11 protein-coding genes are annotated in these 12326 nt (G+C 60.3%); 7 read left to right on the top strand and 4 right to left on the bottom strand.

The window, feature by feature from the left end:
- Nucleotides 1–7 precede the first annotated feature (7 nt).
- Nucleotides 8–922: an oxygen-dependent coproporphyrinogen oxidase gene (hemF, locus tag AC30D9_RS07300; RefSeq protein WP_134922219.1), complete on the bottom strand. Its 915-nt coding sequence runs from the start codon at nt 920–922 to the stop codon at nt 8–10.
- Nucleotides 923–1086: 164 nt separating this feature from the next.
- On the opposite strand from hemF, the gene AC30D9_RS07295 reads away from it, so the two are divergent.
- Nucleotides 1087–2064 carry an NADPH:quinone reductase gene (locus AC30D9_RS07295; protein WP_490143791.1) on the top strand — a complete coding sequence of 326 codons (978 nt, stop codon included), beginning with the start codon at nt 1087–1089 and terminating at the stop codon, nt 2062–2064.
- Nucleotides 2065–2616: 552 nt separating this feature from the next.
- Here AC30D9_RS07295 and tsaC read toward each other — a convergent pair.
- The 3 genes from tsaC to AC30D9_RS07280 all read right to left on the bottom strand — a co-directional run bounded on the left by tsaC (nt 2617) and on the right by AC30D9_RS07280 (nt 5436).
- Nucleotides 2617–3174: an L-threonylcarbamoyladenylate synthase type 1 TsaC gene (gene tsaC, locus AC30D9_RS07290; RefSeq protein ID WP_134922222.1), complete on the bottom strand. Its 558-nt coding sequence runs from the start codon at nt 3172–3174 to the stop codon at nt 2617–2619.
- A gap of 61 nt (nt 3175–3235) precedes the next feature.
- Nucleotides 3236–4330 (bottom strand): DNA-processing protein DprA, encoded by a 1095-nt coding sequence (dprA, locus tag AC30D9_RS07285; protein WP_490143790.1) that lies wholly within the window; start codon nt 4328–4330, stop codon nt 3236–3238.
- An 80-nt stretch (nt 4331–4410) separates the two neighbouring features.
- Nucleotides 4411–5436: a LysM peptidoglycan-binding domain-containing protein gene (locus AC30D9_RS07280; RefSeq protein ID WP_490143789.1), complete on the bottom strand. Its 1026-nt coding sequence runs from the start codon at nt 5434–5436 to the stop codon at nt 4411–4413.
- 169 nt (nt 5437–5605) lie between these two features.
- On the opposite strand from AC30D9_RS07280, the gene def reads away from it, so the two are divergent.
- The 6 genes from def to AC30D9_RS07250 all read left to right on the top strand — a co-directional run bounded on the left by def (nt 5606) and on the right by AC30D9_RS07250 (nt 11721).
- On the top strand, nt 5606–6112 hold the full coding sequence (gene def, locus AC30D9_RS07275) for a peptide deformylase (RefSeq protein ID WP_042731214.1): 507 nt from the start codon (nt 5606–5608) through the stop codon (nt 6110–6112).
- 71 nt (nt 6113–6183) lie between these two features.
- On the top strand, nt 6184–7143 hold the full coding sequence (fmt, locus tag AC30D9_RS07270) for a methionyl-tRNA formyltransferase (protein ID WP_490143788.1): 960 nt from the start codon (nt 6184–6186) through the stop codon (nt 7141–7143).
- Nucleotides 7140–8450 carry a 16S rRNA (cytosine(967)-C(5))-methyltransferase RsmB gene (gene rsmB / locus AC30D9_RS07265; RefSeq protein WP_490143787.1) on the top strand — a complete coding sequence of 437 codons (1311 nt, stop codon included), beginning with the start codon at nt 7140–7142 and terminating at the stop codon, nt 8448–8450. Before fmt ends, rsmB begins: the two co-directional genes overlap by 4 nt.
- Before the next feature lie 25 nt (nt 8451–8475).
- Nucleotides 8476–9849, top strand: coding sequence for a Trk system potassium transporter TrkA (gene trkA, locus AC30D9_RS07260; protein ID WP_134922227.1), 1374 nt, complete (start codon nt 8476–8478; stop codon nt 9847–9849).
- A 176-nt stretch (nt 9850–10025) separates the two neighbouring features.
- Entirely contained in the window at nt 10026–10337 is a 312-nt protein-coding gene (locus AC30D9_RS07255) for a tetratricopeptide repeat protein (RefSeq protein WP_490143786.1), read from the top strand.
- 442 nt (nt 10338–10779) lie between these two features.
- Nucleotides 10780–11721 (top strand): lipid II-degrading bacteriocin, encoded by a 942-nt coding sequence (locus tag AC30D9_RS07250; RefSeq protein WP_490143785.1) that lies wholly within the window; start codon nt 10780–10782, stop codon nt 11719–11721.
- The last annotated feature ends 605 nt before the right edge of the window (nt 11722–12326 follow it).

Raw genomic sequence — 12326 nt, 5'->3', positions numbered from 1 at the left:
TCCTCGTTCAGGCCGTCGCCAGCCAATCGCGATCCTGCAGGAAATACTCGGTCAGCCGCGCCTCTTCGCTGCCCGGCTCGGCTTTCCAGTCATAGCCCCAGCGCACTTGTGGTGGCAGCGACATGAGGATTGATTCGGTACGCCCGCCCGATTGCAGCCCGAACAGGGTACCGCGGTCGTAGACCAGGTTGAATTCCACGTAGCGTCCACGGCGGAACTCCTGGAATTCCCGTTGCTTGGCGGTGAACGGGTCGTGCTTGCGGCGGCGTACGATCGGCAGGTACGCCTCGATGTAGGCGTCGCCGATGGCGCGAATGAAGGCGAAGCAGGTGTCGAAATCCCACTCGTTCAAGTCATCGAAAAACAGGCCGCCAATGCCCCGGGGCTCGTTGCGATGCTTGAGGTGGAAGTAGCTGTCGCACCAGGCCTTGTAGCGCGGATATACCTCGGGGCCGAACGGCGCGCAGGCCTGCTCGGCGACACGGTGCCAATGGACGCAGTCTTCTTCCACGCCGTAGTAAGGCGTCAGGTCGAAGCCGCCGCCAAACCACCAGACCGGCTCTTCGCCTTCCTTCTCGGCGATGAAGAACCGCACGTTGGCGTGGGAGGTCGGCACATGGGGGTTGTGCGGGTGGATCACCAGCGACACGCCCAGTGCTTCGAAGCCGCGCCCAGCCAGTTCCGGTCGATGGGCACTGGCCGAGGGTGGCAGGCCACTGCCGAAGACGTGGGAAAAGTTGACGCCGCCCTTTTCGATCACCGTGCCGTTTTCGATCACCCGCGTGCGACCGCCACCACCGGCTGGCCGGGTCCAGGCATCTTCGACGAAGCGAGTGCCGCCGTCCTCGGTTTCCAGGGCGGTGCAGATACGGTCTTGCAAGTCGAGCAGGTAGGCTTTCACGGCCTCGGTGCGAGTGGACATGACATCACCTTGTTCAGGGCTACGCTACGCGGCGTATAGCGGGCCGGTGGCAAATGGGCGCACAGGATACCACCGCACTTGCCGACACCACAGTTGACGACGGTCAAGCTTAGGAGTCCGATAGAAGGCTTGGTTAAAAGTCCCGCGACAAGGAGAAAGTGAAGATGGCCAAACGTATCCAGTTCAGTTCCCACGGCGGTCCCGAAGTGCTCGAGTACGTCGGCTACCAGCCAGCCGAGCCGGGCCCGCAGCAGGTGCGCGTCAGCAACAAGGCGATCGGCCTGAATTTCATCGACACCTACTACCGCAGCGGTCTTTATCCGCCGCCGACGTTGCCGTCGGGCCTGGGTGCCGAGGGCGCGGGTGTGGTCGAGGCGGTCGGTTCAGATGTCACGCGGTTCAAGGTCGGCGACCGTGTGGCGTACGGCAGCGGCCCGTTGGGGGCCTACAGCGATGTGCATGTGTTGCCCGAGGCCAACCTGGTGCATTTGCCCGACTCCATCAGTTTCGAACAGGCCGCCGGCGTGATGCTCAAGGGGCTTACCGTGCAATACCTGCTGCGTCAGACCTATGAACTCAAGGGTGGCGAAACCATCCTGTTCCACGCCGCCGCCGGTGGCGTGGGTTCCTTGGCCTGCCAGTGGGCCAAGGCCCTGGGCGTGAAGCTGATCGGCACCGTCAGCTCGCCGGAAAAAGCCGTCATTGCCAAAGCCCATGGCGCCTGGGAAACCATCGACTACAGCAAGGAAAACGTCGCACAGCGGGTGCTGGAACTGACTGACGGCAAGAAGGTGCCTGTGGTGTACGACGGGGTCGGCAAGGACACCTGGCTGACCTCCCTGGACTGCGTATCGCCCCGGGGCCTGGTGGTGAGCTTCGGCAATGCCTCGGGTGCGGTGGACGGCGTGAACCTGGGGATTCTCGCGGCCAAGGGCTCGCTGTACGTCACCCGCCCGACCCTGGCGACTTACGCCAACAACGCCGAAAACCTGCAACGCATGGCCGATGAGCTGTTCGGGATGATCAATAGCGGCAAGATCACGGTGGACATCAACCAGCGTTATCCACTGGCGGAAGCGGCCAAGGCTCATACCGAGTTGTCGGCACGGCGCACGACCGGGTCGACCATTCTCCTGCCCTGATTCAGAGGTTGCTAAAGAACCTGTGGGAGCGAGCCTGCTCGCGATAGCGGTATGTCAGCCAACATCAATGCTAACTGACCCACCGCTTTCGCGAGCAGGCTCGCTCCCACATTCATTCTGTGGTGTTCATAAATGCTGTGTTCACCACAAAACCTTTGTGGGAGCGGGCCTGCTCGCGAAAGCGGTGGGTCAGCTTGCATCAATGTTGGATGTGCCGGCGCCTTCGCGAGCAGGCTCGCTCCCACATTCATTCTGTGGTGTTCATAAATGCGGTGTTCACCACAAAACCTTTGTGGGAGCGGGCTTGCTCGCGAAAGCGGTGGGTCAGCTTGCGTCAATGTTGGATGTGCCGGCGCCTTCGCGAGCAGGCTCGCTCCCACATTCATTCTGTGGTGTTCATAAATGCTGTGTTCACCACAAAACCTTTGTGGGAGCGGGCTTGCTCGCGAAAGCGGTGGGTCAGCTTGCATCAATGTTGGATGTGCCGGCGCCTTCGCGAGCAGGCTCGCTCCCACATGGGATCTGTGTCGAAGAGGGGATGTGTGTTCGGGTTCAGTCCGGCCGCACCACTTTGCCGGTCGCCAGGTCACGAATCACGCTGGGATTCTTGCGCCCACCCAGGTTGCCACCCAACACCAGATCGATCTGCCCGCGAAAATACTGCTCGACACGAATCCGCGTGCGCGCCGCCGGGCGTCCTTGCGGGTTGGCCGAGGTGGACACCAACGGCCCCACCAGTGAGCACAAGTCGCGCACGGTGGGATGATCGCTGACCCGCAGCGCGACGGTGTCGTGCACCCCGGTGATCCATTCCGGCAACAGGTTCTGGTGCGGCACCAGCCAGGTATTGGGCCCCGGCCAGGTGCTGGCCATGCGGTCCATCCAGGCTTCGGGGAAGTCTTCGAACAGAAAGTCGAACTGGTGAATGTTGTCCGCCACCAGGATCAGCCCTTTGTCGGGCAGCCGCGACTTGATCGCCAGCAGGCGTTCCACCGCCTCCTCGTTCCAAGGGTCGCAGCCCAGGCCCCAGACCGCTTCGGTTGGATAGGCAATCACCGCCCCGGCGCGAATTTCTCGCGCGGCTTGTTGCACACGCCAACTGTTGACCATGAAAGATTCTCCCGCAACGCAAATAAGGCTGTGGGCAGTTTACCGATCTTCCTCATAAAACCTAGCGCGCGAACCAGCGTCCGTTGTCACAGGTGGCGCGTCCTTCCATTTCCAGCTCGGTCAGCGCCGCCAGCACCTTGGGCAAACCCCAGCCGCTGGCGTCGGCCAGCGCTTCGCTGCTCAGCGGCGCGGCATGCAGCAGGCGTAGCAGCGGATGGGTCACGGGCACGGGTTCCGAGGCCGGCGGTAACTGTTGCCAACCGCGCAGCGCCTCAAGGATGTGCTCGACGGTTTCCACCAGCGCCGCACCGTCGCGGATCAACTGATGGCAGCCTCGGGCCCCGGGGTGATGGATCGATCCAGGGATGGCGTAGACCTCGCGACCCTGTTCCGCCGCCAGTCGGGCGGTGATCAGCGAACCGCTGGCGACACTGGCCTCGACCACCAGCACACCCAGGGACAAGCCACTGATGATCCGGTTGCGACGCGGAAAGTTGCTGGCATGGGGCGGCGCGTCCAACGGGAACTCCGACAATACCGCGCTGCCTTGGGCAATCATCGCGTCCGCCAGCCGACGATTGCGCTGTGGATAAAAATTTTCCAGGCCGGTGCCCAGCACCCCGACGGTGCGCCCGCCCACATCCAGCGCCGCCTGATGAGCCGCCGCATCAATGCCCAGGGCCAGGCCGCTGGTGATGACAAAACCGGCCCCGGCCAGGCTGCGGGAAAACGCTGCCGCGGTGTCCATGCCCGGCCGCGATGCCCGACGACTGCCGACCATCGCCAACTGGGGTTTTTCCAGGATCGAGGTGTCGCCGGCGACGAACAGCAGCGGCGGCGCGTCGCTGATTTGTGCCAGCAGTGCCGGATAGTCGGGTTGGTCCCACATCAGTAAATGCTGGTCCGCACGCTCTAGCCAGGCCAATGCATGGGCGGCGCCGTCACGCACATCGGGGTTGCGCCGGGCCTCGGCGCAGGCCAGCGGCAAGCCCAATGCGCGCCAGGCGCTGGCCGGTGCGCTGATGGCCTTGGACGCCGAGCCGAAGGCCTCCATCAGGGTCATGAACCGCTTGGGTCCCAGTTCCGGCAAGCGTTGGAGGCGTAGCCGGGCCTCCAGTTCCGCAGGGGAAACCGGAGCAGATTCAGGTAATGACATGCGATCATCCTTGACCGTTATAAGTCCCGTACAAACGGGAACAAGCTGTGGATAACTCTGTTGGTAACTTGTGAGACCCGTTATGGATTACGGACCTTGTCGAGCACTGCCAACGAGCGCGAGGCGTACAGCACCAGGCCGTAGCTGAGCTTGTCGTAGGTGCGGAACACCATCAGCAGGCCAGCGCGCTCATCGGGGATTTTCACCGGCTCTCCGGTGATGCGGTCGCGTACGGTTTCACCGGTCTTCATCACCGCCAGCACATTGCCTTCGGTCAGTCCGTCACGGCGGCCCTTGTTCAGGGTGACCACGTCCAGCGCGCCGATCTGGGTCACGCCCCGGGGCACGTCCAGGATCAACCCGTTGATGTCCGATTTCGGCGCGCTGGGCATGAACGTCGAATTGATCGAGCGCTCTTCGCCGCTGAACAGGCGATCACCCAGGCGTACTTCCTGGGTGGTGCGTTGCAGGGCCAGGGTGGTGACGTCGCCTTCGGTGGCGACCACCTCGCCACCGCCGATGTCGTCGGCGTTGATGCCCAAAAATTCCTTGGTATCTGGATCGGTGTAGACCTTGCCCTGGCGGAAGATGCCGTACGCCGACTGGCCCGCATCGAACGAGCCACGGGCAAAGACCCGATCCCCCATACCGCTGAGGACCCGTTCGGCATTGCCGGCGACGATATATGGCGCCTTGTTGAACTCCTCAGGCGTGTCGACGATGCGATTGCTTAGCAAAAAACTGTTGATGGCTTGCAGCGGAATGCTCGGGATGGCATCGGCCACCGGCGAGCTGCGAATGCGCGGCGACAGCTTGATCGTGCCGCGGGAGGCGCCGCGATTGAGGGTCAGGCGCGGTTGGCCGTTGACGTAGACCAGCGACAGGGTATCGCCGGGATAGATCAGGTTGGGGTTTTCGATCTGCGGGTTGGCCTGCCAGAGCTCCGGCCATTTCCACGGCTCGCGCAGGAATTTGCCGGAAATGTCCCAGAGTGTGTCCCCCGTCACCACTGTGTATTGCTGGGGAAAACCTTCCCGAAGTTGCACTTGCCCGTGCGCGATACCGGCCGAGGCCAGGAGCAGCAGGGCGAGTAGTGATTTCCTCATGCGGTGAATCCCTTTATTATGTGCGTTCGCGTAAAACGCCAGAGCCCCCGTGGCTCGCTCCGTGAGGCGCTATTCTTCACAAGAGCAACGTTTTACAACGGTAGCCTGCATCCCAAGACACGCCAGGCCAGCCACCCGACTTTACCTCACACGTGCATTTATCAAGCTTATGGCCATTTTGAACATTCTCGAATTCCCGGACCCGCGCCTGCGCACTATCGCCAAACCGGTGGCCGTAGTGGACGACGAAGTGCGTCAGTTGGTCGACGACATGTTTGAAACAATGTATGAGGCGCCAGGCATCGGCCTTGCCGCGACCCAGGTCAACGTGCACAAGCGTATCGTCGTGATGGACCTCTCCGAAGACCGCAGCGAGCCGCGGGTGTTCATCAACCCCGAGTTCGAAACCCTGACCGACGAGATGGAGCAATACCAGGAAGGCTGCCTTTCGGTGCCGGGCTTCTATGAAAACGTCGACCGCCCACAGAAGGTCAAGATCAAGGCCCTGGACCGTGACGGTCAACCTTACGAACTGATCGCCGAAGGCCTGCTGGCGGTGTGCATCCAGCACGAGTGTGACCACCTCAACGGCAAGTTGTTCGTCGATTACCTGTCGACCCTCAAGCGTGACCGGATCAAGAAAAAACTGGAAAAACTTCATCGCCAGAATGCTTGATGCCCCCCTTCAAAGGCTTGCCGCGGCAAGCCTTTTTCTTTTTGCGACTGCTTTGAAATTGAGAGCTTCCCATGACTGAGCCACTGCGCATCGTCTTTGCCGGCACTCCCGAATTTGCCGCCGAACACCTCAAGGCCCTGCTGGCCAGCCCCCACGAAATCGTCGCGGTCTACACCCAGCCGGATCGGCCGGCCGGTCGCGGGCAAAAACTGATGCCCAGCCCGGTCAAGCAGTTGGCCCTGGAGAATGGTCTCCAGGTGTTGCAGCCGCCGACCCTGCGTGATGCCCAAGCCCAGGCCGAACTGGCGGCGCTGAAGCCGGATTTGATGGTGGTGGTCGCCTACGGCCTGATCCTGCCCCAAGTGGTGCTGGATATCCCGCGCCTGGGTTGCATCAACAGCCACGCCTCGCTGTTGCCACGCTGGCGCGGTGCGGCGCCGATCCAGCGTGCCGTGGAAGCCGGCGACGCGATGAGCGGCGTCACGGTGATGCGCATGGAGGCCGGGCTGGACACCGGACCGATGCTGCTCAAGGTCAGCACCCCCATCAGCGCCGAAGACACCGGCGGCAGCCTGCACGACCGCCTCGCACTGATCGGCCCGCCGGCCGTGGTCCAGGCCATTGCCGGCCTGGCCGCCGGCACGCTGGAAGGCGAAGTGCAGGATGACAGCCTCGCCACCTACGCGCACAAACTGAACAAGGACGAGGCCCGCATCGACTGGAGCCGCCCGGCCATCGAGCTGGAGCGCCTGGTACGGGCCTTCACCCCCTGGCCGATATGCCACAGCACCTTGAACGGCGAAGCCCTGAAAGTGCTGGCGGCCAGCCGCACCGAAGGCAAGGGCACACCGGGCGAAATCCTTGGCGCCAGCAAGGACGGCCTGGTGGTGGCCTGCGGTGAACAGGCGTTGTGCCTGACGCGCCTGCAACTGCCTGGCGGCAAGGCGCTGAACTTCAGCGACTTGTTCAACAGCCGTCGTGAGAAATTTGCCGTCGGCACGGTCCTGGGCCAAGCGGCGGACGCCTCATGAACCCGCGTCTGGCCGCCGCCAAGGCACTGGCTGCCGTCCTCAACGGCAAAGCCTCGCTCAACAGTTCCCTGCCGACCCAACTGGACAAGGTGGAAGACCGTGATCGCGGTTTCACCCAGGACCTGGCGTTCGGCACCGCCCGCTGGCAGCCGCGCTTGTCGGCCCTGGCGGCCAAGCTGTTGCAGAAGCCGTTCAAGGCCGCCGATGCCGACGTCGAAGCCTTGTTGCTGGTGGGGCTCTATCAATTGCTCTACACCCGCGTCCCGGCTCACGCCGCCATCGGCGAAACCGTGGGCTGCGCCGACAAGCTGAAAAAGCCCTGGGCCAAGGCCCTGCTCAATGCTGTGTTGCGCCGCGCCCAACGGGAAAGCGAAGCCCTGCTGGCCGAGCTGGAACATGATCCAGTGGTGCGCACCGCGCACCCGCGCTGGTTGCAGAAATCCCTGAAGGCGTTCTGGCCCGAGCAGTGGGAAGCCATCTGCGCGGCCAACAATGCCCATCCACCGATGATCCTGCGGGTCAACCGTCGTCACCATGGCCGCGATGCCTACCTGGCCTTGCTGGGCGAGGCGGGCATCCCGGCCATCCCGTGCCAGTACAGCCGCGACGGCATCGTCCTGGAAACCCCCGGCGATGTGCGCGCACTGCCGGGCTTCGCCGAGGGCTGGATCAGCGTCCAGGACGAAGCCGCGCAACTGGCCGCCGACCTGCTGGAGCTGGCGCCCGGCCAACGGGTGCTGGACGCCTGCTGCGCACCGGGTGGCAAGACTTGTCACATCCTCGAGGTCGAGCCGAAGCTGGCCGGCGTGGTGGCGGTGGACCTGGAAGCCAAGCGCCTGGTGCGGGTGAAGGAAAACCTCGAACGCCTGGGCCTGGAGGCGGAGCTGATCGCCGCCGATGGCCGCGATACCGCGGCCTGGTGGGACGGCAAGCCGTTCCAGCGCATCCTGTTGGACGCGCCATGCTCGGCCACCGGCGTGATCCGCCGGCATCCGGACATCAAGCTCACCCGTCAGCCGGACGACATCGCCGCACTGGCTGTGCTGCAAGGCGAACTGCTCGATGCCCTGTGGTTGACCCTGGAAGTCGGCGGCATGCTGCTCTACGCCACCTGTTCGACCTTGCCGACCGAGAACACCGAAGTGATCGAAGCCTTCCTCGCCCGCACCCCGGGCGCCCGCGAGCTGGACATCGCCAGCCAGGCCGGCCTCAAGCAACCCCATGGCCGCCAGTTGCTGGCCCAGGAAGGCGGGCATGACGGGTTCTACTACGCCAAGCTGATCAAGATCGCCGCCGCACGCGGTTAAAACCGATTCGATAGGGAGTGAGTGGATGAAAATCATCATCCTCGGCGCAGGGCAGGTCGGTGGTTCGCTGGCGGAACACCTGGCCAGCGAGGCCAACGACATCACCGTGGTCGACACCGACGGCGAACGTCTGCGCGACCTCGGTGACCGCCTCGACATCCGTACCGTACAAGGTCGCGGCTCTTTGCCTACGGTGCTGCGCCAGGCCGGCGCCGACGATGCCGACATGCTCGTGGCGGTGACCAACAGCGACGAAACCAACATGGTCGCCTGCCAGGTCGCCCATACGTTGTTCCACACCCCGACCAAGATCGCCCGGGTGCGCGAAGCGGCCTACCTGACCCGCGCCGACCTGTTCGACAACGAAGCGATCCCGGTGGACGTGCTGATCAGCCCCGAGCAGGTGGTGACCAACTACATCAAGCGCCTGATCCAACACCCGGGCGCCTTGCAGGTGATCGACTTCGCCGAAGGCAAGGCGCAACTGGTGGCGGTCAAGGCCTACTACGGCGGGCCGCTGGTGGGCCAGCAACTGCGCCAGTTGCGCGAGCACATGCCCAATGTCGAGACCCGGGTCGCGGCGATCTTCCGCCGTGACCGACCGATCCTGCCCCAGGGCGACACGGTGATCGAAGCCGACGACGAGGTGTTCTTCATCGCCGCCAAGGCGAACATTCGCGCGGTGATGAGCGAAATGCGCCGCCTGGACGAGAACTACAAACGCATCGTCATCGCTGGTGGTGGGCAGATCGGCGAACGCCTGGCCGAAGCCATCGAAAGCCGCTACCAGGTCAAGATCATCGAGATGAACCCGGCTCGCTGCCGCTACCTCTCGGACACCCTCGACAGCACCGTGGTGCTGCAAGGCAGTGCCTCGGACCGCGACCTGCTGTTGGAAGAAAACATCGCCGACGCCGACATCTTCCTGGCCCTGACCAACGACGACGAAGCCAACATCATGTCGTCGCTATTGGCCAAGCGCCTGGGGGCGAAGAAGGTCATGACCATCATCAACAACCCGGCCTACGTCGACCTGATCCAGGGCGGCGACATCGACATCGCCATCAGCCCGCAACTGGCGACCATCGGCACCTTGCTCGCCCACGTACGCCGTGGCGACATCGTCAGCGTGCACTCCCTGCGCCGTGGCGCGGCCGAAGCCATCGAGGCGATTGCCCACGGCGACGCCAAGTCCAGCAAAGTCATCGGCAAGGCCATCCGCGACATCGGCCTGCCACCCGGCACCACCATCGGCGCGATCATCCGCGACGAAGAAGTGCTGATCGCCCATGACGACACCATGATCCAGACCGGCGACCATGTGATCCTGTTCCTGGTGGACAAGAAGCACATTCGTGATGTGGAGAAGCTGTTCCACGTGGGGTTGAGTTTCTTCTGATCCAAAGTATGCAGTGACAGGAAGGGCCTCATCGCGAGCAGGCTCGCTCCCACAGAGGATCTCCATTGCTCACAAATATCGTGGGCAACCCCAACCCCTGTGGGAGCGAGCCTGCTCGCGATAGCTATCTAGCAGCCAACGGATCAACCCCTGACACAACCGATAAGGACGCCGCCATGCTCGACTCCCTGGAAAAAATGCTCGCCAAAGGTGTGGATAACTCATTGCTGCGCTTCGGCCTGGGCAAGGGTTACCTGGACCTTGGCGACTTCACCCGCGCCGCCGAACACTTCCAACGCTGTGTCGAATTCGATCCCAAATACTCAGCCGCCTGGAAACTGCTGGGCAAGGCCCATCAAGGCCAAGGCGATGCCGCAGCAGCCCGCCAAGCCTGGGAACAAGGCCTTGAAGCCGCCCGCGCCCATGGTGACAAACAGGCCGAAAAGGAAATGACCGTGTTTCTGAAGAAGCTGGATCGCCACTCCTGACAAACTTGCAGCCCAACACAGCCCCCCTGTGGCGAGGGGATTTATCCCCGCTGGCTGCGCAGCAGCCCCAAACAGCCAACGCGGTTTGTCTGGCCGCTTAACTGACAAACATTCACCGCTCCAACATTGGTCCCCGACGCACCCTCTCGACACCAGTCATCAAGACTTGCCTGAAGACGCACATGTCCGAATTTCCCACATGATCATTGCCCTTGGGGTTGTCCCTGAAGCGGCGGCGGTTTGAGCAGATTAGCTGAACGGAAAAGGGAACGTATTTAATATCAGAAATAAATTCGTCCCCTTATTCCGAAAGCCCTGTAGTCCATCTCCTAAGTTGTCATTGAGGTATTGAGCCTCCTATCTCTCCGTGCTTCATTAGAAATCCAGACAAGCAGTTCTGGCCACAGCGCATCTAACTTTTCGATCAAAAGGACTTGAGCTCATGAAGCAGAACGGAATTGACTTACCCCCGACTCAGGTAAATGGTACGTGGCGCGGCTCTTTAGGAGGATATTGGTCCACGGACGGTATCATCATTGATGGTACTTATATATTTCCACCGCCTCAGCCAGATGTACTAACAGAAGATGATGATTTTTACATAACTGATCTTGTAAAAACTCAAACCGGACTGGACGACTTCACTTTCAATCTCAAAATTCTCGACAAGGCTATAAATCATAAAAACGCTTATGGCGCAATAAAAGATATATGGCAGATTGTCGAGCGGGAACGCGGTTGGGTAGCTCCTTATTGGCGCATAAATGACGTTTTCTTCAAAAATAAAGCTATTTGCTTTAGTTTGGCTGACGCGCTTGAGAGAAGCGGTTTTACGTCGAGGGAAGCTATTATAGCCATCGCCCACTCAAAATACGCCCGCAGTACAACATTCAAACTGGAAACACCAAAGTTATCTGGAGGTACATTCAGCCCGGTTAAAGCATTGGCGCACTATTTATGGGGGAAGGGAGAGAAGCTTGAGGTCGATATCAATACTATTGGTTTACAAATAAGAGAGCACAAGCTCTCATTATTGAAACAGACTATCGAGAGCACTAAATCACCGGGTACGTATCATCTGGTGGACCCAAAGGTGGCTTACGACACTGGTAAAGACAGTCTCATCAGTGGTGCTTACCTTGGGCGAATCACGCTCCATGTTGAGGGTGATTTCATTCGCAGCCAAGATACATCTTGGCAGTTCCTGGGAACAGTCAAAGCCTATCACGACTTTTATGACTTCGATAAAAGCGATAGACCGCTCGCGCTTGAGCAACTAACTACGGCTGGCAGAGCCCTACCGGGAACTGGGTACGAAATAAATATTTCGGGCGAGCATAAAATCCACTTGATAGGAAAAGGCTTTCAGACTCCTAACTTCTAAACAGTAGTGCCATGGCATCGGGTAGCACTGTTGTCATGGCGCAAGGACAAAAACATGAAGATAAGGCATTCGTTGTTTTTTTATTTGGCAAGTCTCTCAGCTACTCCAATAATCGGTGGCTACAATTTATACTTTAACTTAGAGAATAATTTATATGCGGCCGAACATGACACTATCGCTATCCCATTCACAGCAATCATCTGCACGCTGCTCATATCTCTGCTAATTTTAGTGTTACAGCGACCTTATCGGTTAAGAAAATCAAACAACATGCCCCCCTCCCTTCTTACAAAATCCGCAAGCGCCCTCGCCACAATCGTAACGTCGGTCCTATTGGTTGATAATCTAATCTACTGGTTGCACCCAAACCATTTGCCAACTTTTCTGATATTTTTAATGGCTTCCTATTTTTATATCTATTATCAGCTGCAGCTTTATGGCATTAAAATTGGCGACCCTAATCGCTAGTTTCAGGACGCTGCCGGCAATTCGAAATCATTTGAATCCCATACGTTCGTTGTAGCAGTGAAAAGGGGATTTATTTGCGGCAAATAAATCCCCTTTTACCCAAAAAAATGACCGTGTTCCTTAAAAAAAACTGGATC

It is taken from the genome of Pseudomonas sp. DF11 (genome assembly GCF_058148565.1).
Note: the sequence above shows the minus strand (reverse complement) of the source record. Positions and strands in the feature narration are given on the sequence as shown.

Excerpts from the sequence above, each read along its gene's own strand:
- hemF (WP_134922219.1), bottom strand. The coding sequence starts at position 922 with ATGTCCACTCGCACCGAGGCCGTGAAAGCCTACCTGCTCGACTTGCAA.
- AC30D9_RS07295 (WP_490143791.1), top strand. The coding sequence starts at position 1,087 with ATGGCCAAACGTATCCAGTTCAGTTCCCACGGCGGTCCCGAAGTGCTC.
- tsaC (WP_134922222.1), bottom strand. The coding sequence starts at position 3,174 with ATGGTCAACAGTTGGCGTGTGCAACAAGCCGCGCGAGAAATTCGCGCC.
- dprA (WP_490143790.1), bottom strand. The coding sequence starts at position 4,330 with ATGTCATTACCTGAATCTGCTCCGGTTTCCCCTGCGGAACTGGAGGCC.
- AC30D9_RS07280 (WP_490143789.1), bottom strand. The coding sequence starts at position 5,436 with ATGAGGAAATCACTACTCGCCCTGCTGCTCCTGGCCTCGGCCGGTATC.
- def (WP_042731214.1), top strand. The coding sequence starts at position 5,606 with ATGGCCATTTTGAACATTCTCGAATTCCCGGACCCGCGCCTGCGCACT.
- fmt (WP_490143788.1), top strand. The coding sequence starts at position 6,184 with ATGACTGAGCCACTGCGCATCGTCTTTGCCGGCACTCCCGAATTTGCC.
- rsmB (WP_490143787.1), top strand. The coding sequence starts at position 7,140 with ATGAACCCGCGTCTGGCCGCCGCCAAGGCACTGGCTGCCGTCCTCAAC.
- trkA (WP_134922227.1), top strand. The coding sequence starts at position 8,476 with ATGAAAATCATCATCCTCGGCGCAGGGCAGGTCGGTGGTTCGCTGGCG.
- AC30D9_RS07255 (WP_490143786.1), top strand. The coding sequence starts at position 10,026 with ATGCTCGACTCCCTGGAAAAAATGCTCGCCAAAGGTGTGGATAACTCA.
- AC30D9_RS07250 (WP_490143785.1), top strand. The coding sequence starts at position 10,780 with ATGAAGCAGAACGGAATTGACTTACCCCCGACTCAGGTAAATGGTACG.